At 50.4% G+C, this 23767-nt stretch carries 20 protein-coding genes; 11 read left to right on the top strand and 9 right to left on the bottom strand.

Annotated elements, in window-relative coordinates:
* Positions 1-156 precede the first annotated feature (156 nt).
* Positions 157-1257, top strand: coding sequence for a methyl-accepting chemotaxis protein (locus tag BGK46_RS17960; protein WP_069586752.1), 1101 nt, complete (start codon positions 157-159; stop codon positions 1255-1257).
* A gap of 81 nt (positions 1258-1338) precedes the next feature.
* Positions 1339-2241 (top strand): homocysteine S-methyltransferase family protein, encoded by a 903-nt coding sequence (locus BGK46_RS01735; RefSeq protein WP_069586751.1) that lies wholly within the window; start codon positions 1339-1341, stop codon positions 2239-2241.
* A 37-nt stretch (positions 2242-2278) separates the two neighbouring features.
* On the opposite strand, the gene BGK46_RS01730 is transcribed toward BGK46_RS01735, so the two are convergent.
* From BGK46_RS01730 to BGK46_RS01715, 4 genes are all read right to left on the bottom strand, one after another.
* Positions 2279-2932 (bottom strand): hypothetical protein, encoded by a 654-nt coding sequence (locus BGK46_RS01730; RefSeq protein ID WP_069586750.1) that lies wholly within the window; start codon positions 2930-2932, stop codon positions 2279-2281.
* 162 nt (positions 2933-3094) lie between these two features.
* Positions 3095-6319 (bottom strand): type I restriction endonuclease subunit R, encoded by a 3225-nt coding sequence (locus tag BGK46_RS01725; protein ID WP_069586749.1) that lies wholly within the window; start codon positions 6317-6319, stop codon positions 3095-3097.
* 57 nt (positions 6320-6376) lie between these two features.
* Positions 6377-7621 carry a restriction endonuclease subunit S gene (locus BGK46_RS01720; RefSeq protein ID WP_069586748.1) on the bottom strand — a complete coding sequence of 415 codons (1245 nt, stop codon included), beginning with the start codon at positions 7619-7621 and terminating at the stop codon, positions 6377-6379.
* Positions 7611-9323, bottom strand: coding sequence for a type I restriction-modification system subunit M (locus BGK46_RS01715; protein WP_069586747.1), 1713 nt, complete (start codon positions 9321-9323; stop codon positions 7611-7613). The genes BGK46_RS01720 and BGK46_RS01715 overlap by 11 nt, the downstream gene beginning before the upstream one ends.
* A gap of 684 nt (positions 9324-10007) precedes the next feature.
* Between BGK46_RS01715 and BGK46_RS01710 the strand changes: the two genes are divergently transcribed.
* The 8 genes from BGK46_RS01710 (at position 10008) to BGK46_RS01675 (ending at position 17893) form a co-directional block, all read left to right on the top strand.
* Positions 10008-10538 (top strand): REP-associated tyrosine transposase, encoded by a 531-nt coding sequence (locus BGK46_RS01710; protein WP_069586746.1) that lies wholly within the window; start codon positions 10008-10010, stop codon positions 10536-10538.
* A gap of 832 nt (positions 10539-11370) precedes the next feature.
* Positions 11371-12732 carry a metal-dependent hydrolase family protein gene (locus BGK46_RS01705; protein WP_069586745.1) on the top strand — a complete coding sequence of 454 codons (1362 nt, stop codon included), beginning with the start codon at positions 11371-11373 and terminating at the stop codon, positions 12730-12732.
* Positions 12733-13017: 285 nt separating this feature from the next.
* The gene (locus BGK46_RS01700; RefSeq protein WP_069586799.1) at positions 13018-13800 is read left to right on the top strand and encodes a DUF3450 domain-containing protein; all 783 of its coding nucleotides are present in this window, start codon (positions 13018-13020) and stop codon (positions 13798-13800) included.
* A complete protein-coding gene (locus BGK46_RS01695) occupies positions 13797-15146 on the top strand; it encodes a MotA/TolQ/ExbB proton channel family protein (protein ID WP_069586744.1) in 1350 nt (449 codons plus the stop codon). Before BGK46_RS01700 ends, BGK46_RS01695 begins: the two co-directional genes overlap by 4 nt.
* Positions 15146-15691: a MotA/TolQ/ExbB proton channel family protein gene (locus BGK46_RS01690; protein WP_069586743.1), complete on the top strand. Its 546-nt coding sequence runs from the start codon at positions 15146-15148 to the stop codon at positions 15689-15691. Before BGK46_RS01695 ends, BGK46_RS01690 begins: the two co-directional genes overlap by 1 nt.
* Entirely contained in the window at positions 15691-16095 is a 405-nt protein-coding gene (locus BGK46_RS01685) for an ExbD/TolR family protein (RefSeq protein WP_069586742.1), read from the top strand. The genes BGK46_RS01690 and BGK46_RS01685 overlap by 1 nt, the downstream gene beginning before the upstream one ends.
* Complete coding sequence (locus BGK46_RS01680; protein ID WP_069586741.1) at positions 16095-16721, top strand: energy transducer TonB; 627 nt, start codon at positions 16095-16097, stop codon at positions 16719-16721. The genes BGK46_RS01685 and BGK46_RS01680 overlap by 1 nt, the downstream gene beginning before the upstream one ends.
* Positions 16721-17893, top strand: coding sequence for a tetratricopeptide repeat protein (locus BGK46_RS01675; RefSeq protein WP_069586740.1), 1173 nt, complete (start codon positions 16721-16723; stop codon positions 17891-17893). The genes BGK46_RS01680 and BGK46_RS01675 overlap by 1 nt, the downstream gene beginning before the upstream one ends.
* 137 nt (positions 17894-18030) lie before the next feature.
* On the opposite strand, the gene cspE is transcribed toward BGK46_RS01675, so the two are convergent.
* Positions 18031-18243 carry a transcription antiterminator/RNA stability regulator CspE gene (cspE, locus tag BGK46_RS01670; protein ID WP_069586739.1) on the bottom strand — a complete coding sequence of 71 codons (213 nt, stop codon included), beginning with the start codon at positions 18241-18243 and terminating at the stop codon, positions 18031-18033.
* Between the two features lie 205 nt (positions 18244-18448).
* The gene (gene soxR, locus BGK46_RS01665; RefSeq protein ID WP_069586738.1) at positions 18449-18925 is read right to left on the bottom strand and encodes a redox-sensitive transcriptional activator SoxR; all 477 of its coding nucleotides are present in this window, start codon (positions 18923-18925) and stop codon (positions 18449-18451) included.
* Positions 18926-19022: 97 nt separating this feature from the next.
* On the opposite strand from soxR, the gene BGK46_RS01660 reads away from it, so the two are divergent.
* A complete protein-coding gene (locus tag BGK46_RS01660; RefSeq protein ID WP_069586737.1) occupies positions 19023-19211 on the top strand; it encodes a hypothetical protein in 189 nt (62 codons plus the stop codon).
* A 91-nt stretch (positions 19212-19302) separates the two neighbouring features.
* On the opposite strand, the gene tkt is transcribed toward BGK46_RS01660, so the two are convergent.
* From tkt to BGK46_RS01645, 3 genes are all read right to left on the bottom strand, one after another.
* Positions 19303-21297 carry a transketolase gene (gene tkt / locus BGK46_RS01655; protein WP_069586736.1) on the bottom strand — a complete coding sequence of 665 codons (1995 nt, stop codon included), beginning with the start codon at positions 21295-21297 and terminating at the stop codon, positions 19303-19305.
* Positions 21298-21380: 83 nt separating this feature from the next.
* Complete coding sequence (tal, locus tag BGK46_RS01650) at positions 21381-22331, bottom strand: transaldolase (protein ID WP_069586735.1); 951 nt, start codon at positions 22329-22331, stop codon at positions 21381-21383.
* 182 nt (positions 22332-22513) lie between these two features.
* The gene (locus tag BGK46_RS01645; protein ID WP_371440441.1) at positions 22514-23530 is read right to left on the bottom strand and encodes a sugar-binding transcriptional regulator; all 1017 of its coding nucleotides are present in this window, start codon (positions 23528-23530) and stop codon (positions 22514-22516) included.
* Positions 23531-23767 lie beyond the last annotated feature (237 nt).

The following is a 23767-nucleotide window of genomic DNA, read 5'->3' as shown; positions in this document are numbered from 1 at the left end:
CATTCGCTATGGAAACGCCAGTATGAAGGGATTTCTTATGGGTTTACAGTGTAAATCAACGCATTGGCGTTGAGAGGATCACAGTTTAATCGATTACAAGCGCATACATATGCATAAGGCGTACAATGCAGATATTACCGACTAGGAGGATTTCGCGTGTTTACATCTCGTCGTCAACTCGAACAAGAGCAACAAAAACGTACTGAATTGCAACTAAAACTGGAGCAAGTCAATGCCCAAATAGACGCGCTATACAGCGAAAAAGCGACGTTAGAATCGGAGCTGGCCGTGGTACAGAAAAAACGCCAAACCGGTAAAGCGATCGACGCTAACCTGTGCCATTTTGGTGATTCAATTACTGCGACCCAATCTTCGCTGGCGACCCTAGCAGAAACCATTAATGGTGAAAAAGAGCGTGTGACGGAGGTGAGCCATCAGGCGGCGTCATGTGCCGAACAAGTCAATGATCTCGCTCGCCATGTGCAGTCATTATCCGCGCAATGTCAGCAATCGTCGGAAGCAATTCGTGCTCTCGATCAGCACGCACAGGAAGTGAGTGGCATTGTGAACTTGATTCGCGATGTGGCTGACCAAACCAATCTGTTGGCCCTGAATGCGGCGATTGAAGCAGCCCGAGCCGGCGAGCAAGGGCGGGGTTTCGCCGTGGTGGCTGATGAAGTCCGCAACCTCGCCGAACGCACCTCCACCGCTACGCAAGATATTACTCAGCTGGTGGAGAAGATTCGCGCCGGGAGTGGACATGCGTGTACGCTAACCGATCAGCTTGCCAGTGAAGCGATCAAATATAGCGAGCAAGGCCAACAGGTGGCAGATGCGATGGCGACGCAAAGTGAGCAGGCGCAGAACAGTCGAACCACCATTAAAGCATCGGCATTGCGTGCCTTTTGTGAGCTGGCAAAACTCGACCATATCAGTTTTAAGTTTGCGATTTATCGTGTGGTGCTCGGTGAAGATAGCATGAACGCCGATGATGTGACCGACCATACCCAGTGCCGCTTAGGGCAGTGGTACGACCGCGGCGAAGGACGACAGTACTTCGCCCAGTTACAAAATTTTAAAGCTATCGCCGCCCCTCATGAGCAAGTACACACTCACGCGAAAGCGGCGGTAGCAGCGTTTCATGCACAGCAACCCGAGCAGATGATCGCGGCGCTAACAGGGATGGAGAGTGCCAGTATGACGGTGATTGATAAACTTGAACATCTGGCGATTGAAGGCAGCGAAGAAGTCGCGTAACGCGATGAGTGTGAAATAGCGACACAGATGGTAATCTCATCCTAAATCAAGGATAAAAAGCCGAAGGAGGCTGAAGTTACCATGACGTCGATTGCATTACTCGATGGTGGCCTAGGGCAAGAAATTTATCAGCGAGCGCCACAAGTGAGCTCACGGCTTTGGTCGGTGGCGGTAATGTTAGAGCATCTGGATATTGTTAAAGACGTACACAAAGACTTTATCCGGGCAGGCGCCAAAACGCATACTCTCAATACCTATCCGGCCACCCCGACACGCTTGGCGAAGGCGGGGTTGCTCGATAGCATTGACACCATCTATCGGCAGGCGTTTTTTGCATTGCAACAAGCCGTCGACGAAACCGGCGAGGATGTTGATATTGCCGGTTGCTTACCCCCTCTAGTCGGCAGCTATCTCGGTCAGCCCCAGCGTAGCTTTGAAGACATGAAAGCGGAGTTTGCTCATATTGCGCGCCTACAGCCTGACGTGGACGTCTTTCTTATCGAAACCATGAGCAACACACTCGAAGCGCGCGCAGCCTGTGCCGCCGCTCGCGAGCAAGGTAAGCCTTATGGCGTTGCATTTCGTCTCGAGGCTGATGGTAACTTGCGCTCTGGCGAGTCACTCAACGAGGCAATGCGCGCCGTGGCCGACTACGCCCCCACAGCGGTGATGCTTAATTGCTGTGATCCAGCCGTATTGACCACTGCAATGCCACACATGTCACGGAACTATCACACCGTGGGTGGCTATGCGAATGCCTTTAAATCTGTGGATGACATGGCCAAAGGCAGCAAAGCCGATGCGCTAGAGGCCCGTGAAGATCTTTCACCGCTAGTGCACACCGAACGCGTACAACAATGGATTGCCGACGGTGCCCTCGTTGTCGGCGGCTGCTGCGAAATCACCCCCGCCCATATCCAACACCTCGCACAAACCCTTGAACAATCTCACGCGATCATCAAGTTTTCGCAGTTAGAGGATTAACTCATTCCCACGCTCCGGCGTGGGAATGAGTGGTGGCTTAGTCTATGTTGGTATTTTTTTCTTTCAATAGCTTCCCGATAGGTGTCAGTATCGCCTCGTTTCCTTGTGCTACCCCTAACGGATTACTAATAAGATCAGGTATAGCGAATACGTTAGGCGGAGCTAATTCAAACATATTCACGCTAAATTCAAGCATGGCACTTTTATAATGTTTTAATCCCTCATGTTGGCTTAGTCCTGCTGACTTAAATCCAGTATCGGAGAGTAGGCTGCACGTATCTTGTTCAAACCGACCCAACGGCTCCTTACTCTCAGGTAAACTAGGAGCCTTAAATTCTACTTGCATATCTAATGAGTAAGTCGCATAAAATCCCAGAGATGAATTTGATATGAATCCGTCCCGGCAATTCACGTTTTCAGTAGTGATCTGAGAGTAGTGTGCCATACCTGATTTGCCGTAATAGCGAGTATGCTTATCTATTGTAAAATCATGACCATATATCTTAAAGCTTGATATATCGTACATAACAGCAAAGTTTGGCGTAATCCGGTTAATAACAAGTTCTTTACCTGCGTATCTACCAAGTAATAACTCTTTGTTTTCAGGGTATGTCGCCCTACCTTGAGCTGCTCCATTGGTTGAAACCGCTAATAGGGTTAGGAAAAAAATCCTTAGTGCCTTGTTATCCATAAACCAACACCTTTAATTCTAGATTTTAGCTATAGCTACTCATACCGTTAAGGCTCCCACGCAAGAGCATGGGAGCTAGAGACGGGAATGCATACCGAAACCGATGCACCACTCGTTCCCACGCTCCTGCGTGGGAATGCATATTGGCCGGTTTCTCTTCCGTTAACTATACCAACCGTCTGCTAATGCCTCGGCTTGCTCTAGGACCAGCTTGGTAGCTTCTTCGGCTTTATCAGGCGGATACTTCCAGCGGCGGAGTAGGCGACGGACAATATTACGCATGCGTGCGCGTACACTGTCGCGCTTTTGCCAATCTACCGTTGCTGATTTTCGTAACTGGCGGGTTAGCTCAATCGCTAATTTCCGGAGCGTATCATTGCCTAGCTCACGCACCGATGCCTCGTTCACGACCAGTGCACGATAGAAAGCAATTTCGTCTACATTAAGATCCAGCTCGTCCATCATGCTGGCGTCGGCTTGCATCTCTTTGGCCCAGCGGATCAGCTCTTCAATGACCTGCGCGGTTTCAATGCTGCGGTTATGATACTTTTGCAGCGTTGACATAATGCGGTCGGAGTATTTTTTCTCCTGCACCACATCGTTTTTCATCCGTGCTTTCACTTCATCACGTAAGAGTCGCTCTAGCAGATCAACCGCAAGGTTCTTCTCTTTGAGATCTTTCACCTCTTCCAAGAACTCTTCCGACAGCAGGCCAATATTGGGCTTTTCCAGCCCCACGGTACTGAAAATGTCATCGACCCCGTCTGCGACAATGGCGTTATCGAGGATCTGACGTAGTGCGGAGTTGCGGCTTTCGTCGCTGCGCTTCTTATCTACGGTGGAATGCTTCAAAAAGGCCGTCTTGATAGCACCGTAAAAGGCGATTTCGTTTTTATACCCCTCTACTTCATCCAGCGTATTACACAGGGAATACGCCTTCATCAGCGCGGCCATGGTATCGAGATAGCGGCGTTTGCCGTCGCGCACCTCTTCCCCTTTGCTGTTACGGTGCGACAGGCCCGCAATATGGTTCAGCGCGCCGGGTAGTAGGCGAATAGCTTGGGTTTCAAAGTCTGGGCGGTAGTGGAACACCTCACCATCAACGGGGGTGGCAAACATGCCTCTGACCACATCGATTTTTTCCATCAACACCGCGAAGGCCTCGGCGGTATCGACAGTGGGTTTGCCCTTTCCTTGGCTATTGGTATAGGTTTTTAGTGCGTTTTTTAGTTCGTTAGCAATACCGATATAGTCCACGACCAGCCCGCCGGGTTTGTCTTTAAACACCCGATTGACCCGCGCGATCGCCTGCATCAGGTTGTGGCCTTTCATCGGTTTATCGACATACATGGTATGGCAGCAGGGCGCATCAAAGCCGGTCAGCCACATATCGCGTACGATCACCAATTGCAGCTCATCGTCCACGTCTTTAAAGCGCTTCTCAAATAGCTTCTTGGTTTTCTTATCGTAGATGTGGGGTTGCATCTTTTCTTTATCTGACGCGCTGCCCGTCATCACAATTTTTATCGCGCCCTTGTGTGGGTCAGGGTCATGCCACTCGGGCTTGTTTGCAACAATCGCGTTGTAAAGATCAACACAGATTTCGCGGCTCATCCCTACAATCATCGCTTTACCGGGGAACGTCGCGGTGCGGGTGGTAAAGTGCTCGACTAAGTCAGCCGCCACTTGTTCAATGCGGGGCGCGGCACCCACCAGTTTTTCGAGTGCTGACCACGTAGATTTTAGCTTCTCGCGGGTGCTGATCTCTTCGTCTTCGCCGATTTCTTCATCGACTTGCTTATTCAGCGCTTCGATGTCGTCTTGGTTAATGTCTAGTTTGGCAAGGCGAGATTCGTAATAAATTGGCACCGTTGCGCCGTCATCGACCGCATCTTGAATATCATAAATGGAGACATAATCGCCAAACACACCGCGGGTGTCTTTGTCGTCTTGCGAAATAGGCGTGCCGGTAAAGCCAATAAAAGAGGCATTCGGCAGCGCATCGCGCATGTATTGTGAGTAGCCATACACATAGCGGTGATCCACCACTTGCCCATTAGCGTCTCGTACTTCGCGAAGTTTTGCTTTGTTGCCGTATTGGCTGCGGTGCGCTTCATCAGAGACCACCACAATATTGCCACGCTGCGATAACTGAGGGTGAAACGACTCATCGTCCTGCAACGAAAACTTTTGCACGGTGGTAAAAATGATACCACCTGATTGGCGACTGGCGAGTAAATCGCGCAGGGACTCTCGATCTTCGGCTTGTTGTGGCAACTGCTTGAGGGTGTCTTGCGCCATGGTAAAGGTGTTAAACAGCTGACCGTCCAGATCATTACGGTCGGTGACCACCACCAAGGTAGGGTTGTTCATCTCTGGCTGTTGTAACAGCTTGCTGGCATAACACACCATCGAAATGCTTTTACCGCTGCCTTGGGTATGCCACACCACACCCGCCTTTTTACTGCCAGGCTTAACGGTATTGGCATAGTTGGCGCGCGGCTCTGCCACTTGGTTGGCGGTGTTGGCGGCAATAACCGTTGCTTTGACGGCCTCGCGCACGGCGTGGAATTGATGATAACCGGCAATTTTCTTAATGGTGGTGTCGCCGCTTTGCTCAAACAGGACAAAATAGCGGATGTAGTCGAGCAGCAGGGCGCGATTAAAAAAGCCACGGACCAGAGTTTCGAGCTCAAACTCATTGAAGGGTTTGTCGTCTTCGCTGGCAATGGTGCGCCAAGGTAAAAAGCGCTCTTTATTGGCAGTTAACGAGCCAACTCGCGCAGTCCATCCATCTGAGATCACCAGTGCTTCATTGCACACAAATAAATCACTGATCTCGTCTTTATAGGTTTGAACTTGGTTATAGGCATTCCAAATATCAGCGTGTTCGTCGGCAGGGTTTTTGAGCTCAATCACCGCGATAGGCAGGCCGTTAATAAAGACTACCACATCAGGACGACGATTACCTTTCGTACCCGTGAGGGTGAATTGGTTCACCACTAACCAGTCATTGTTATCGGGGTGGGTGAAGTCAATCAGCCTGACACGGTCATGTTTGGTGGTCTGTTTGCCGTCTTGCCATACACTGTATTCCACTGGCACGCCTTCAATCACATAGTGATGGAAGGTCTTGTTGCTTTTAATCAGCACCGGTGAATCTGGGGTGGAGATGGTTTTGGCTGCTGCCACTAAGGTGTCATGCGGCACCTGTGGGTTCAGCGCGGAAAGGGCGTTAAGCAGCCGCCCTTTTAAGGTGACTTGGTGGTAGTCATCGCGCTCAGGGCGGTCGCCGTCAGGGGCGATATCGTAACCAAGCGCGTATTGATAGCCCAGTGTTTTAAACCAATCGAGGCAGAGCTGCTCCAGCTGGTCTTCGGTAATCATCCGCTATTCCTTTTATTCTTTATCTCACTCGCTGTGATCGCGCAGCCTCACCAGCGTTTAGCTGACCTCTGCCAGTTTTTCTGCTTGTTTCAACGGTAATTCGCCGGAGAGTAGCTTGGGTAGCAGGGTGTCGCGAAGCGCCACTAAGCTTCCGTTTTGTAAATTATTTTTTGGGATTAACTCGTAAAACTGTTCCACAACACTGGAAAAGGTTTGCCGCAATTGAATTGGTGGAATAACTAAACTCCAGTTCATAATTGCAGTTTTGTCTCCTCGTGGCATTTTTGCGCCTTTAGAAGTTCTGGTCATGTACTCGAAAAACTCGTCCTGAGAGAGCAAGTTCATAAGATATAGAGTGGTAGTTGGACTGATAGATTCAAAACCTAGAATATCGTTAGAACGTCCCCCGCAGCGCTCGGCTAGCCAAATCTTTTTGAAGTAGGGGCGAATATTAGAAATTAATATATTGCCAGGCTTGTATGCAGCTACTGTTTTAGCTGTAGGAAGCTTGGATGCTGAGGTTATACCTTTCTTTTCAGGCAGCATGTTTTCAGTAGAAATATAGTTATCTAAGCTGATATTTTCTGCGCTGGTGCGTGCTGACGAGTATGTCGCAATATCGCTCAATGTGCCAGTAGACCACCCCTCCGGAATCAATCCCAACTCCGATTCAACCAACTTATCGGGGAACAGGGCGGCGGTGTCGGCGTCCATTCCCTCGGGCTGCTTGCCCTGCATTTTGGCTTTGACGGGGTCGAAATCAACAAACCAAGACCTAAAGATGGCTTGCGCCATGGCTTCGAGGGTTTGGTTGGTTTGGGTGTTTAAATACCTTTTATCTTCAATACCGGTAATCAGTTGATTCGCTCGTTGAGCTTCCTCAGGGCTGCAAACAGTTACTTCAAAGGCATTTAGAAGATCTTTCCCGACATTAGGAAAAGTTGAGCCTGTTGCTGCGACCAATAATCTTTCAAGGTTATACTCTAATACGGCCCGAATATAGGGAGTTGGATAGCCGTTTATTCCTCTAATTGCGCCAATCCCACGGCCAATAGCATAGACTCTGTCTGCATAGTTCATTCGACCTGTAGTGGAACCACGAACACAAAAAAGAATGTCTCCAATTTTTGAGAATTTTTTGCCAGCTGTAGTGAATTGAGTTGGTGCTGGGCTTCGTCCTGTAAATTCTGTTGGGCCATTTAACAGAGGGAATCCATTTCCTGTACTATTACAATCTATTCCTTTTGGTGATTGCCCCATAACTATTTCTGCAACGTCAGAGAGCTTGACCTTATAACTCATAACCCAACCCCGCTAGATTCTTTTTAATCTCAGCTTCTAACTTGGCTGACTCCGCAAACTGCTCACTGAGCTTTTCGGTTAGGGTCGCCATTTTTTCTGCAAAGGGAATGCCATCGTCTTCCACATCCGCTGCGCCCACGTAGCGGCCAGGGGTGAGCACAAAATCGTGCTTTTTAATCTCGTCCAAGGTGGCAGATTTACAAAAGCCGGCTTGGTCTTGGTATGTGGTGCCGTTTACTTCCGCGCCTGTCTTCCACGCATGGAAAACATCGGCCACTTGGGCGATATCGTCCATAGAAAAATCGCGCAATACGCGGTCTTTCATATAGCCAAGGTGTCGGGCGTCAATAAACAGCACTTCGCCTTTACGGTCGCGCAACTGGCGGCCTGCTTTATCGGTACGTGCTTTTTTGGTTTTGGTTAAAAACCAGATACAGGCGGGGATTTGGGTGTTAGTAAACAGCTGGCCGGGTAGGGCAACCATACACTCGACTAGGTCATTTTCCACTAACGCGGCGCGGATCTCGCCTTCATTGTTGGTGGTAGAACTCATTGAGCCGTTGGCGAGCAGCAAGGCTTGCGAGCCGTCGGGCGCGAGGTGGTGGAGCATATGTTGCAACCACGCAAAGTTGGCATTATTGGCGGGCGGTTGGCCGTAGACCCAGCGTGGGTCGTTATCATCGACGCCTGTGTTCCACTCCCGCATATTAAACGGCGGGTTAGCCATAATAAAATCGGCACGCAGGTCAGGGTGTTGCACATTGGTGTAGGTGCTGGCGGGCTCTTTACCAAAGTCATAATCTAAGCCACGGATCGCCATGTTCATCGCAGCCAGCTGCCAAGTGGTGTAGTTGTATTCTTGGCCGTAAATCGAGATTTTTTGCTTTTGGGTCAGCGGGTCGATGTCATATTTATTGGCGTAACGCTCAATAAATTTTTCTGATTGCACAAAGAAGCCACCGGAGCCCATCGCCGGGTCGTACACCCGCCCTTCGAACGGTTCAAGCATTTCAACAATCAAGCTAACAATCGAGGCGGGCGTGTAGAACTGGCCACCTTTTTTCCCTTCTGCCAAGGCAAACTGACCGAGAAAATACTCGTAGATATGACCGAGGATGTCTTTGCTGTTTAGCGAGTTGTGAGAAAACGGAATAGTGGCAATTAGGTTGATCAGCTCGACCAACTTGGCTTGGTCGATACGCAGGCCGCTGTAGGCTTTGTTCAAAACGCCCTTGAGTTTGGCGTTGTCGCGCTCAATGCCTTCTAGCGCATTATCAATCAAGTGACCGACGGAGGTGATTTTCTTCGCTTTGCCGGCGATAGCCAGCTCGGCCCCGCCAATTACCCGTGGCGCGTTGTCTTGCAAAAACTGCCAACGTGATTCAGCGGGCAACCAGAAGACATTTTTCTCGGTGTAGTAATCACGTTGCTCTAGCTCGATCGCTTTTTCTTCTTCCAGCTCTTGTGGGGTTAAGCCCTCTGGGTCGAGGTAGTATTCGTGCTCTGGGTCATCCAGCTGCGCCGAAATTTCTTGGCGGCGGGCATCAAAGGCATCCGACACATACTTGACGAAAATCAGCCCAAGCACCGCGTGTTTATACTGAGCCGCATCCAAGGTGGAGCGGAGTTTGTCGGCGGCAGTCCATAGCTTGCTTTCAAGCGCTTTTAAGTATTCTTGTTCTTGCTGAGTCGGCTGGTTCATTTTTCACATCATATTGCAAACGAATGGGCGTAGTTTATCACTGCTGCGGTTCACTTCGCACTCTTGACTGGATTTTATGACATCTCTGTGTGGTGATTTTGATGGCTTTGTGATCATTAACAGGAGGGTCAATTCGATATGCATTCCCACGCGGGAGCGTGGGAACGAGAGATGAGGCGGCTCACTGGCGTTATTCGAGTGCCAGAGATTACATGGGCACGACGGGGTTGTTGGCGGTTTGTCGTGAGTGGTAGCGAGGTATGCATTCCCACGCAGGAGCGTGGGAACGAGAGATGAGGCTATGTTGATGAAGCAGCTCACTGGCGCTATTCGAGTGCCAGAGATTACATGGGCACGACGGGGTTGTTGGCGGTTTGTCGCGAGTGGTAGCGAGGTATGCATTCCCACGCGGGAGCGTGGGAACGAGTTAAAGTCTCTGAAAAAATGAATGCAGAGATTACGAGTGAGAACGCCAAATATGATGTTGTTACGAATTACTCGAAATGGCAGGAAGTTGTAAGCTAATCGAGAGCACCTTCTGAATAAGGCGCCCTATGTTTGGGTTTGAGCGCGATTCACTCGTTTCCATGTTCCGGCTTTGGAATGTATAGGAGCTTGAATCATCGGTAGAAGTCGTATCTCGTTCCCACGCTCCCGCGTGGGAATGCATATGGAGTTTTAACTATGGGGAGAAGCCGCTACAAAATCACCGAGCCTCACTTACCGCACTTCGTGACGTTAACCGTACTGCACTGGATCCCGGTATTCACGCGCCCGGACACCGTTAATATCTTGCTAGATGCTTTGCGTTTTTTAAGCAGAGACGGCCTTAAGGTTTATGCTTGGGTGGTGCTAGAAAACCACTGTCATTTAGTGCTGCAAAGTCAGGCATTGGATCGTGATATCGCTCGACTGAAGTCATGGACGGCGAAAAATCTGATTCAATACCTTGCTGAGCGCAACGTTAAGCAAATACTGGATCAACTGGCGTTTTATAAAAAAGCCCACAAAGGTGATCGCGCTTATCAGTTTTGGCAGGAGGGTGTGCATCCTGAATTGATACAAAGCGATGCCATGATGTGGCAGAAAATCGACTACATTCATCAAAATCCGGTGAAGCGGGGCTATGTTGATGAAGCAGCTCACTGGCGTTATTCGAGTGCCAGAGATTACATGGGCTCGTCGGGGCTGCTGGCGGTTTGTCGTGAGTGGTAGCAAGGTAAAATCCGGTGAAGCGGGGCTATGTTGATGAAGCAGCTCACTGGCGTTATTCGAGTGCCAGAGATTACATGGGCTCGTCGGGGCTGCTGGCGGTTTGTCGTGAGTGGTAGCAAGGTATGCATTCCCACGCAGGAGCGTGGGAACGAGAGGTGAAGCAGCACACTGGTGTTATTCGAGTGCCAGAGATTACATGGGCACGACGGGGCTGCTGGAGATTTGCCGTGAGTGGTAGCAAGGTATGCATTCCCACGCGGGAGCGTGGGAACGAGAGATGCGTTCCCACGCGGGAGCATGGGAACGAGAGATGACGCGGCTCACTGGCGTTATTCGAGTGCCAGAGATTACATGGGCGCGTCGGGGTTACTGGCGGTTTGTCGCAAGTGGTATCAAGGTAGGCATTCCCACGCGGGAGCGTGGGAACGAGAATAAACAGCTGCCGAGAAGTGAATGATAACCTAGCTGAGTCGTTCTCAGATTTATCGAAAACCGGCTTTGAGCCAGAGGACGAGGCGAACAGCGAGGACGATGATTAACTTATTCCAGAATAAAGTAAACTCCTCACAGTAACGTCTAGGCGCTGATTTTGTCACTCTTTCCCACGCGGGAGCGTGGGAAAGAGAATATTCAATGGGCCGTAGAGCGTGCCACAGCAAGATCAACAAAATTGCGATAACTCTCTAAAATTTGGGCTTTTTGGTGCGGTTGGCTAATTTAATAGACAGTGCGGTCAGAACCTCATCGTCCTGTGGTTTGTTAAATGAGCGAGGAGCAGGCGCTGTGGAAGGGGTTTGAGTCGCTTTTTGTTACTGAGTACAAGGAGTGTGAGATGGCGAGGTTGATGCGAAGGCTGGCGATAGTTGTGGGCGGCTTGTTGTTGGTGGTATCGGTTAAGGCGCAGTTGGCGCCGCATCCGCAGAGTGTGTTGTTTGAAAATGTGCGTATTTTCGATGGTCAATCTGCGCAGCTTTCTACCCCCAAACATGTTTTAGTTGAGGGAAACAAGATCACACGGATTTCGAGTCAGCCGATTGACGTGGTGCCGTCATTGAACTCCACTGTGATCCAAGGTGAGGGACGCACGCTGATGCCGGGGCTGATTGATGCACATTGGCATGCGATGCTGGCGACTGTTTCCGTCCCACAACTGCTTACCGCAGACGTCGGCTACATCAATCTTCGGGCCGCACAAGAAGCTGAACGCACGTTAATGCGTGGCTTTACCAGTGTACGTGATCTTAGTGGGCCGGTATTTGGTCTGAAAAAGGCCATTGACGAGGGAATAGTCGCCGGGCCGCGCATTTGGCCCTCCGGTGCAATGATTTCGCAAACGGGCGGACATGGTGATTTTAGGATGCGTTATGAGGTGCCTGCCGCGAACAATGCCGGGCTGAGCAGAGGTGAATCGCTCAATGGTGGTGTGATAGCGGATGGGGTGGCGGAAGTCAGAAAGCGCGTCCGCGAGCAACTGATGTTGGGTGCCTCGCAAATCAAACTCGCGGCGGGAGGCGGCGTCTCCTCTGCGTATGATCCGATTGATGTGGCCCAATACTCGGAAGAAGAATTCCGCGCTGCGGTAGATGCGGCAGATAACTGGGGCACCTATGTGACGGTACATGCCTACACGCCTAAAGCGATTCAAACTGCGATCAACGCGGGAGTGAAAGTGATTGAGCATGGACAGCTCATGGATGAAGCAACTGCACAATTAATGGCGGAAAAAGGCGTATGGCTGAGCGGCCAAGCCTTCCTTGCTAACGAGTACTCGAATCCGATGCAAGGGGAGTCGAAAGTAAAGCAACAACAGGTTGCCCAAGGCACTGACAACGCTTTTAAACTGGCCAAGCAATATGATCTCAAGGTGGCGTGGGGCACGGATATTTTATTCAATCCTGCCATGACAAAAAACCAGGGCGCGATCTTAACCACGATGACAAAGTGGTACACACCGGCTGAAGTGTTATCGATGGCAACGTCTGGGAATGCAGCCTTGCTTGCGCTGTCTGGCAAGCGGAGTCCATATTCAGGGAAATTAGGGGTGATAGAAGAGGATGCTATCGCTGACATCCTGCTTGTTGAGGGTAATCCGCTGGAAAATCTTGACCTGATTGCCGAGCCTGATGCGCACTTCGTTGTGATCATGAAAAACGGCAAAATCTATAAAAACACCTCGGAAACAACAGGGTATTGATAGCAAATGAGCGCACGCGATTAAAAAGAGTAATGGCGTGCGCTGTTGTCTTTGGGCTTAATCGGCAAAGTGCAGAGTTAGGCTAACACCCAGTTGGTCGCTATCTACTTGATGTGTTTTTAGTTTTTATTGTCACTTCTTCTTTACTGATAAGCCGCAATATTCTCCGCTCCCTATGCTGCTAGGCTAGATCTTTGCCGCCAAACTCGGTACATTACACGCAAATAGAAACTATTCTCACTTTTGTTTGTGGCGGAAGCCATATCACCAAGCATGTTTGTAGATATCACCATGATAAAATCGTCTTCATTTCGGCTCGTGCTGGGCGTTGCGTCCTGTTTGGCGTTCACGCCAGCGGTGAGTGCGGATCAGCTCGAAAAGGCGCAAGCCATCGAGGGTAAAACCACCCAAGAAGCGGCACAGTCGCAATCACGCATTAATCGCCGCGCCGATGCCAGTTTGGCTATGCGTCAAGAAATTGAGCAAATCCAAACTCAGATCAGTAATTTAGAAATCTACCGCGATCACCTACAAAGCTTGGTGAGCAACCAACAGGTAGAAGCACAAAGCCTTCGCGATCAAATCATCGAGATCAAAGAGACGCGCCAAGGCATTGTACCTTTGATGTACCGCATGCTTGACGGATTGGAACAGTGGATTGCTAAAGATATGCCACTGAAAGCGGAGCAGCGACAAGCACGCCTAGAAAAACTTCAAGCGATGATGGGTCGCGCCGATGTGGCGGATTCGGAGAAGTTTCGTCGTATTCTCGAGGCCTATCAAATTGAGCGTGACTATGGCACTAAGCTAGATGCTTACCAAGACACCATTGCGCTGGATGGTCGGGCACATCAAGTGGATGTGCTGCATCTTGGTCGCGTGTCGCTGGTGGCCCGTAGCCTTGATGGCAAGCAGCATTGGGTATGGAGCACACGAGATATGCAGTGGGTATCCTTGGATGCGAGTGCGGGCGAAGCCGTGGATAAAGCCTTCGCGGTTGCACAAAAACAAGTGGCGCCGTCGTTGTTATCTCTGCCTTTAAGTGCCAACCAAGGGGTGAAATCATGAGCTGGAAAACGCTGATTGCTGCGGCCTGTTTTATGGCTGTCGCGCCTTTGACCCATGCTGACGATCTTGTGGGTCAAACCCAACAAGCGCAGCAGCAAGCCCGTGAACACAACCAAGCGCGTGAAGCGGAGTTCGCGATGACGGAGCGGGAGCTGCGCGCCAAACTGAATCAGTTGAAAGCGACCCGTAATGCGCTTGAGGCGGAAACCGAAAAACTCAGTGACACCTTTAGTGACAACGAGCAACAACTGGCGTCGTTGGAAGATAAACTTCGCTTAGAATCGGGCAGTTTGGGAGAGCTATTTGGCGTGGTGCGTCAAGCGAGCAAAACCATTCAAACCGACAGCGCTTCCAGCTATGTAGGCATCACGCAACCGACCTTTAATCAAACCGTTTCAGAGATCGTTGCCGCCGATACATTACCGTCGCTCAAACAGCTAAATACCTTGTGGCAAGGGATGCTCACCCAAATGCAAACTAGCGGCGAACTGCAAGCGTTAACGCTGCCGGTTGTGGATGCGCAAGGCGTGTCGTCTGAGCAGTCGGTGGTGCGCATCGGTAACCTTGGGCTGATTAGCCCGCAGGGCTATTTGAACTGGCAGTCGGACAGGAAGGTGGCGATCCCGTATCGTGCGCAACCTGATAATACCCTGACTACATCCAAGCTCGAGCAAGCGATCACCTCGGTGGGTGAGCCTGTACTGGTTGATCCGTCGCGCGGTTTTCTCCTCAGTCAATTGGAGAAAGCGCCAAGCCTGGCGGATCGCTTTAGCCAAGGCGGTTTTGTGGCCAAAGTGATTGCGGCGTTGTTGGCGGTTGGTCTGTTAATTGCGCTCTATCGTGGCGCGGTCCTTTTGTCTATTCATGCCAAAATGCATCGTCAGCTGAAACATCCAGAGTCACCAGAGGATAACCCACTTGGCCGTGTCCTCAAGGTGTATCACGATGCGCCACAACGTGATGTTGAATCGCTGGAGTTACGTTTGCTGGAAGCGGTTGTCGATGAGCAGCAAGGCTGTGAAAAAGGCCTCTCTATGTTGAAACTACTGGCAGCACTGGCGCCAATGCTGGGTCTGTTGGGAACAGTGACGGGGATGATCGAAACTTTCCAAGTGATTACCCAGTTTGGTAATGGCGACCCGAAAGTGATGGCAGGCGGTATTTCGATGGCTCTCGTGACCACGGTACTCGGCTTGATCGCGGCGATCCCACTGCTTCTTGCGCATAATATTTTGAGCGGGCAGGCCGATCACATTCGCGGCATGTTGGAAAAACAAAGTATTAGCCTTGTTGCAGAACAAGCCGAGCAACCAGCGAATACGGCGGCCACTGGACAAGCAGCATGATGGATGTAGAGCTACTTTCCCAATTCAATCACCAAGATATTTGGTTTATCTTGCGCCATTTTATGGCGCAAGGTGGGCCAGTGCTATGGTGGCTGGGTCTGGTAGTGCTGTTTTGCTGGGTGTTGGTGATCGAACGTTTGTTGTACTTATACTCACGGTTTCCGGTACAACGGCAAGCGTGGGTATCGGCTTGGCAAGCACGCACTGATCACCATTCGTGGTATGCACGCGCTATTCGTCAAGGGTGGCTATTTGAAGCGCAGCATGAACTGGGGCGCTACCTCAGTTTAATTAAAGCGCTGGTGGCCATTTGCCCGATGTTGGGCCTGTTGGGCACAGTCACTGGAATGATCTCGGTATTTGATGTGATGGCCAGCCAGGGGACCAGCGAGCCACGCTTGATGGCATCGGGGATCTCGATGGCTACGCTGCCGACCATGGCTGGTATGGTGGCGGCCCTTGCCGGCATGTTTGCCCATGCCCGTCTAGTTAAAGCCTGTCAGCGCCGAGAAGTTGCGCTTGAACAGGCGCTTCGGAGTCAGTAATGCGATTGATTCGACCTCATAAGCAGCGCGAAGAAGCGCAAATCGATTTAACCTCCATGTTGGACATTGTGTTCATCATGTTGATCTTTTTTATCGTCACTAGCTCGTTTGTGCGCGAATCCGGGGTGGAAGTGAACCGTCCCGAGGCCAGCCATGCAACCAGCCAAAAAGATGCCGGTATCTTTGTCGCAGTGACCGCATCGAACGAAATCTATATTGATAAGCGTTTGGTGGATGTAGAGCGTGTCGAAGCGACGTTAGAGCATGTGCTGTTGGATAAGCCGGATGCGTCCCTTGTGATTCAAGCCGATGAACTGGCGTACAATGGTACCGTCGTAAAAGTGATGGACGCCGCCAAGGGAGCAGGGATCGCGAGTATTGCCTTGGCTACGGAGTCGCCATAATGAAGCGATGGCTGATTTCAATGCCGGTCGCGCTGGTATTCACGTTAGGCTTATTTATGCTGATGGCTCTGATGGTGGGTCACAGTACCCAGCGCCCGCAAGAAACGTCGACCTCGATGAGCATCGATATTTTTATGCAGGAGCCAGACACCGATGTGCAGCGTCGTCAGCGCACGGTGCCAGAGCGGCCGAAACCACCGGAAATACCAGATACGCCGACGCCGGTGACACAAACACAATCGACAGCTTCCGCTCAGCCGGATATGCCAACGCTGAATTTGCAGACCAACATTCAAGGCGTCATGGTGCAAGCTCCCTCACTGGGTGATTTAAGCGTCATGCAGGGGCCGAATAATCAGCAGGCTATGCCGCTGTTTCGGGTGGAACCCAATTATCCACCACGGGCCATGCGTCGTGGTTTAGAAGGATATGTAGTGGTGCGTTTTACCATTAGTCCTTCCGGTCGACCGCAAGATTTGAGTGTGGTTGAAGCAAATCCGCCCCGAGTATTTGAACGTGAAGCACTGCGAGCGCTGCGTAAATGGAAGTACGAGCCCAAAGTGGTGAATGGAGAAGCCGTGGCGCAGCCGGGTCAGCAGATCAAATTGGAGTTTAACTTACGCTAATGTTGAAACGACTTATCTTTACCTTGGCATTGATGTTTGCGCTGCCCGCCGCGGCGCAGTTGTCACCCTCGGTTGCCTTATCGATTGAAAAGGCACAAGCGTTAGAGCAAGCGTCTAAGTTGGGCGAAGCCATTGCGCTACTCAACAAGCTGAATGTGAAACGTGATTTTGACAAAGCTTTTGTTGACCGTGCGCTGGGGGTTTTCTACTGGCAATATGGCAACAATGATAAAGCGATTGTTCATATCAAGCGCGCGGTAGATAGCGAGCAATTGCAAGATGCGCAAGCGTGGCAAACCAAGCGGATGTTAGCCGATTTACTGCTGATTGATGGCCAATACGCGGCGGCATTGCAATATTATTATCCGCTCGCCCGTTCGGTACCTAAAGAGAAATCCGAGCAGGCAGAAGATGTGTGGCTGCGTATCATGCAAGCGCATTATCAACGCGAGCAATGGCAGAAAGTGTTGGCTGCGTATCCGGACTATGAGCGCGCCATGAATAACACGGCCACCGTGTCGGCATTGTCACTCAAGCTTGGGGCACAATTGCAATTGGAGCAATGGCGCGGGGCGCCCCCCACTTTAAAAGCCTTGATTGCCCTTGAGCCAGATAATAAACAGTGGTGGCGTCAATTGGCGGCCAACTATGTGCGCTTAGAACAGCCGAAAAACGCGATTAGCACCTATTTACTTGCCAAGCGCAAAGGGATAGCCCTAGAGCCGAGTGAGCAACGGACAGTGGCACAGCTTTATGCCAATGTCGGTGTTCCTGAGCGCGCAGCCAAGTGGCTGAAGGGGTTGCCTGAGAGCGAGCAAGATGCGCAAACACTTGCTCAGCAAGCCAGCCTTTGGCAACAAGCGCGTGAATGGTCTCAGGCCATTTCAGCTTGGCAACTAGCAGCTAAGAAAGAGAGCCAATATCACTGGCAGCTGGCTTTGATGCAAATTCAGCAGGGTGATTATCAGCAAGCACTCACTTCGCTAGACAGAGCGGAAAAAGGGGCTTCTAAGAAGGATATTGCGCTAGCGAAAGTACAAGCGTATTACAAGTTGAATCAGTTTGACCATGCCCTTGAGCAAGCTAAAGTCGCGCAACGTATTTCGCCGGATGACGCAGTAGAAAGCTGGTTAACCTTTTTGAAAAAACGCCAGAAGATGCAACAAAGCTAATCAAGGTTAATTGATATCAAGGTTAAAAAGGCCCCACAGCAAGTGCTTGTGGGGCCTTTTTTATTATCGCGAGTGTCTGTTCGATAGGCACAAAAAAGGGCGCCAACGGCGCCCTACAATCAGTCAGACAAGGTTTCTTATGCAACAGAAACGTTAGATGCCTGTGGGCCTTTTTGGCCTTGCTCAACGGTAAAGTTTACACGTTGGCCTTCGGTAAGGGTTTTAAAGCCTTCACCAACAATCGCGCGGAAGTGTACAAACACGTCTTTTTCGCCGCTGTCTTGAGTGATGAAACCAAAACCTTTCTCTTCGTTAAACCACTTTACGATACCAGTTGATTGATTAGACATAATCATTCTCTCTTAAATTAAAATAAATAGGGTAGCTTTGAACGGAGTCGATGAAATGTCTAAAAGCGAAAGTGGGTAACGTTAGAAACTCTATAATATTGATAATAGCGTAGCTTATGTCGACTTTTACTTGATGAATCATTGATGCTCCATGTTCCAGAGCTGTGTCCACCATACAGCAATCCCAGTTCATGTAAAGCGTTTATTACTTATTTTGTCCCCAGTGTTTTAAAAGATCAGACACATTTTTTTTGGGGTGGTTGAGCACGTTGTCATCTTTCGTGGCTTCGCCCACCACGTCATTGGGATTATAGAGCGCACATGATTTCATGGAGAGGCAGCCGCAGCCGATACAGCCACTGAGGTTTGACTGTAGCTGTTGAAGCCGCGCAATTTGATCATTCAGGGTCTGATCCCAGTGCTCTGCCATTTTACGCCATTGCGCTTGAGTGGGGGCTTGATGTGAAGGAAGCTCGCTGAGTGCTTTACCAATCTCATCCAGTGACAGGCCAACATTTTGCGCCGCTTTTATCACGGCAAGGCGACGCAGCACTGCACGGTCGTAACGACGTTGGTTACCCGCGTTGCGTTGACTCACAATCAGCCCCTTTTGCTCGTAAAAATGCAGGGTAGAGACCTTTACCCCCGCACGCTTAGCCACTTGCCCGACACTCATGGTCATTTTTTGCTCCCGTTGCTGTGATTTTCATTTACCTCAATATAACTTGAGGTTTTATGATGGCGAGTATGTTGAAAAAACAATGAGAGGAAAGTCACTGATGGCAATTACGAAACAAGGTTTTACCGTCACTGTGATGAAGGTTGTCACTATCACGGTTGGCATTACGCGAGCCGATAAAATGTTGAACGTTTGTTCAATGGATCAGCTATCTGAATATCTTCGCCACGATCTCGGTGTGAGGTCTGCGTATCACCCTCGTCCATCAGCCAGTCGCTTTCTTTACTGACTTTACTGAACCGTGGCGAAAGGATATAAAAAAGGCCAGTCTAAGACTGGCCTTTGTGCGCGTTAGCGTGCTAATCGCTGGCTATAAGGAACTAGGCGAGTAGTTCGTTAGCGGTTTCTACAACGTTTTCAACGGTGAAACCAAACATCTTAAATAGCTCACCAGCCGGTGCTGATTCACCAAAAGATGTCATGCCAATGATACGACCGTCTAGACCCACGTACTTGTACCAGTAGTCGGCAATGCCAGCTTCGATCGCGATACGCGCGGTTACGTCTGATGGCAATACAGATTCGCGATAGGCTGCATCTTGCTTATCAAACAGATCCGTGCTTGGCATGGAAACCACACGCACTTGCTTGCCAGACTCACTCAGCTGTGCCGCCGCATCAACGGCCAGCTCAACTTCAGAGCCAGTTGCAATTAAGATAAGCTCTGGCTTGCCCGCACAATCTTTCAGGATGTAGCCGCCTTTGGCAATGTTAGCAAGCTGTGCATCATCACGATCTTGTTGGGCAAGGCCTTGGCGCGAGAAGATCAACGCGCTTGGGCCGTCTTTACGCTCAACAGCTGCCTTCCAAGCAACGGCTGATTCTACCTGATCACATGGACGCCAAGTGCTCATGTTTGGTGTCTGGCGCAGGTTAGCCATTTGCTCGACCGGCTGGTGAGTTGGACCGTCTTCGCCCAAGCCGATGGAATCGTGGGTATAAACCTGAATGTTTTGCACCTTCATCAGGGCTGCCATACGCATCGCGTTACGCGCGTATTCCATGAACATCAAGAAGGTTGCGCCATAAGGTACAAAGCCGCCATGCAACGCAATACCGTTAATGATGGCCGTCATACCGAACTCACGTACACCGTAGTGTAGGTAGTTACCACTGGCATCGTCAGCGGTAATGGCTTTTGAACCAGACCACATGGTGAGGTTTGATGGCGCCAGATCCGCCGAACCGCCGAGCAGTTCAGGTAGCAGTTTGCCGAAGGCTTCTAGTACGTTTTGCGACGCTTTGCGTGAGGCAATTTTCGCTGGATTAGCCTGTAGGTCTTTGATGAGCTTTTGGGTTTCGCTGTCCCAGTTTGAAGGCAGGTCACCGTTCATACGACGCGTAAATTCCGCCGCGAGTTCTGGATACTGCGCCTGATAGGCAGCGAATTTTTCGTTCCATGCTGCTTCTTTGGCCGCACCGGCTTCTTTGGCATCCCACTGTGCATAAATATCTTGTGGGATCTCAAACGGACCGTACTCCCAACCAAGGAATTCGCGTGCCGCTTTGATTTCGTCTTCACCCAGCGGTGCGCCGTGGCAGTCATGGCTACCGGCTTTGTTTGGCGAACCGTAACCAATGGTGGTTTTGGTACAAATAAGCGTTGGTTTGCCGGTTTCAGCTTTTGCCGCTTCGATAGCTGCTTGAATCGCGGCAGGATCGTGGCCGTCGACCGCTGGGATAACTTGCCAGCCGTATGATTCGAAACGTTTTGGCGTATCGTCAGAGAACCAACCTTCAACGTGACCGTCGATTGAGATGCCGTTGTCATCCCAAAACGCGATCAATTTACCTAGGCCCAAGGTACCGGCTAGCGAGCAGGCTTCGTGAGAAATACCTTCCATCAAGCAGCCATCACCAAGGAACGCGTAAGTGTGATGATCGACAATATTATGGCCGTCACGGTTGAATTGAGCAGCCAGTGCTTTCTCAGCCACGGCCATACCGACGGCGTTAGTAATACCTTGGCCAAGCGGACCGGTTGTGGTCTCGATGCCAGGGGCATAACCGTACTCTGGGTGACCCGGTGTTTTTGAGTGCAATTGACGGAATTGCTTCAGATCGTCAATGGCAAGGTCATAACCCGTAAGGTGCAGCAGTGAGTAAATCAGCATTGAGCCGTGGCCGTTTGATAGCACAAAGCGATCGCGGTTTGCCCAGTCTGGGTTTTGTGGGTTGTGGTTCATGTGGTCGCGCCACAAAACCTCGGCGATATCAGCCATACCCATTGGGGCACCTGGGTGTCCCGAGTTAGCTTGTTGAACTCCGTCCATCGCAAGGGCGCGAATGGCGTTGGCTAGCATTTTGCGTTCCATGTGTATACCTACAGATTGAACAGGTTGAATACGGTATCGACGTTAATCATAAAAGCGGCCTAAGCCGCTTTTATTGTGTTAAATCACAGTTGCTCGCGAATCATGGCTTCGAGCTTGCCTTGGTCAACCGCGAAATTGCGGATGCCTTCAGCCAGTTTTTCAACGGCCATCGCGTCTTGGTTATGTTCCCACATAAACTCAGCATGGGTCATACGCGCTGGGCGCTGCTCTGTGGCGCCAGTGTCTTGCAATTTCACTGGCACGTCACCTTCTGCGTCACTAAGCTCTTGCAGCAGTTGTGGGCTGATGGTTAGACGGTCACAGCCTGCCAGCTCCAAGATTTCGCCGGTATTACGGAAGCTTGCACCCATGACCACAGTATTGTAGCCATGCGACTTGTAATAGTTGTAGATGGTGGTGACGGATTTCACACCTGGGTCTTCTGCTGGTGTGAAATCACGGCCTTCTTTCGCTTTGTACCAGTCCATGATGCGACCAACGAATGGTGAGATCAAGTAAACACCAGCTTCGGCACAGGCGCGCGCTTGCGCGAACGAGAAGAGTAGCGTCAGGTTACAGTTGATTCCTTCTTTTTCTAGGATCTCTGCGGCGCGAATACCTTCCCACGTTGAGGCGAGTTTGATCAAGATACGGTCGTTGCTGATCCCTGCCTCGTTGTACATGCTGATCAGTTTGCGTGCTTTCGCCACACTGGCGTCAGTGTCGTAAGATAAGCGTGCATCCACTTCGGTTGAAATACGGCCAGGGATAGCATTGAGGATTTCTTTACCGATATTGACGGCAAGACGATCACACGTGTCTGCCACTTGTTGATCAGCGTCGTTGCTGTGTGATTTGGCGTAAGCAATCGCTTCTTCGATGAGCGGCGCATATTCTTTGATTTGCGCCGCTTTCAGGATCAGCGACGGGTTTGTCGTTGCATCTTGTGGTTGGTACTTTTTGATCGCTTCGATGTCACCAGTGTCAGCGACAACGGTGGTCAGGGCACGGAGTTGGTCCAGTTTGTTGCTCATCTTCACTCACCTTTTCTGCGTGATAGGCTCAGACGCCAAATTTGCGGGTTAGCGCCTGCTCTGAATATGAACAGATGCAACGCGCCTGAGCAAATGATGTGACGATCTTTGTGTTTTTCACATCGATTGTCAATTGTATTGCGAAATAAACCCGCGATACATCTCACTTCTTTGTGTGTGGTTTACTCTGGCTGTTGAAATGTGATCTTCTTCTCGTTCGGTGCTGGCTCTGACATATTCAATAGCGCCATGGCGCAACTGGCACTGGTTGCTAACACGTCAATGACACCTGTACGCAGTGCACCTAAGATGGACAACGCTTTGCGGCTCTCGCTTGCCATAGCAATCACATTAGGAATGCGCGCCAAATCTGGCATAGCTAGACCCACTACACGGCCTCGCATCAGATTATCGGTCGGTTGACCGTCCATGCGGAAAAAATCAAAGCCGCCGATGTCACCGACAATACCATCGTTAACCCGTGCTTCTACAAATTCGCGAGCGCTAAAACAGCCAAGTTTTACCATGTGGCTATTTTCATCCATATCGCCAATTCCCACCAGCGCAAACTCTGCTTTTCTGGCTTGGTTCAAGGTTTCACTGATGTTGGGGTGAGAAACAAAGACTTGTTGAATGGTTTCGTTGTCGACGTAGGCAGGGGCATAGAGGGTTTCGCTGCTTCCACCAAACTTTTTGGCGAGACGTCGACAAATATGGTCAGCGTTGAATGCATCTCCACTGCGGTGCGTCCCACCAATGGCGCAGACAAAGCGTGCTTGACGATGAGATACCACACCTGGGTGGTCTGCGACTGCCGCGACATTTTGTCCTTGACCAACCGCGACGACCATACCGTCGTTCAGGTTGGCATCCAAGTAAGCTGAGACGAGTGTCGCCACCTGCATACGTTGCTCTTGGGCACTGGGTTGATCGAGAGAGATAAGTGCGCGCTTTAAATTAAACCTGTCCATTAAACGCTGCTCAAGCTGCGCGCTATGGACAGGGTGAAACTTCACCGTGATTTCGACGATCCCTTCTTCTCGCGCTCGTCGCAGTAATCGACTGACTTTGGGACGACTTATTTTGTACTTACGCGCGATCTCTTCTTGTGTGGCGCTTTGTTGGTAGTAAAGAATGGCGATTTCAGTCAATAAATCGGTGTCTTCTTGCAACGCGTCTGTTGTGGTTGGCATCGTCATCATGGATGTACTCATTGGCTAGTGGGATGTGTCAGCCCTGAATGGAATTGATTGCAGTATAGCGTCGAACATTGCAATGAACAAATGTTCATAGATACGTTAAGTGTTCACTAATTGTGGGTTAACGGGGCAACAAAAATGAGACCTATGTTTGAAAAATTAGCCATATCTATCTAGGTTTACAAATGATCGCCTTGAAAGTTATTCACGGTGTCGGGAAAACCAAGACAGACAGAG

Origin of the sequence: Salinivibrio sp. SS2 (assembly GCF_001722075.1) — a bacterium.
Taxonomy (GTDB): domain Bacteria; phylum Pseudomonadota; class Gammaproteobacteria; order Enterobacterales; family Vibrionaceae; genus Salinivibrio; species Salinivibrio proteolyticus.
The sequence above is the reverse complement of the archived record's forward strand: the minus strand, read 5'-3'. Positions and strand labels throughout refer to the sequence as shown.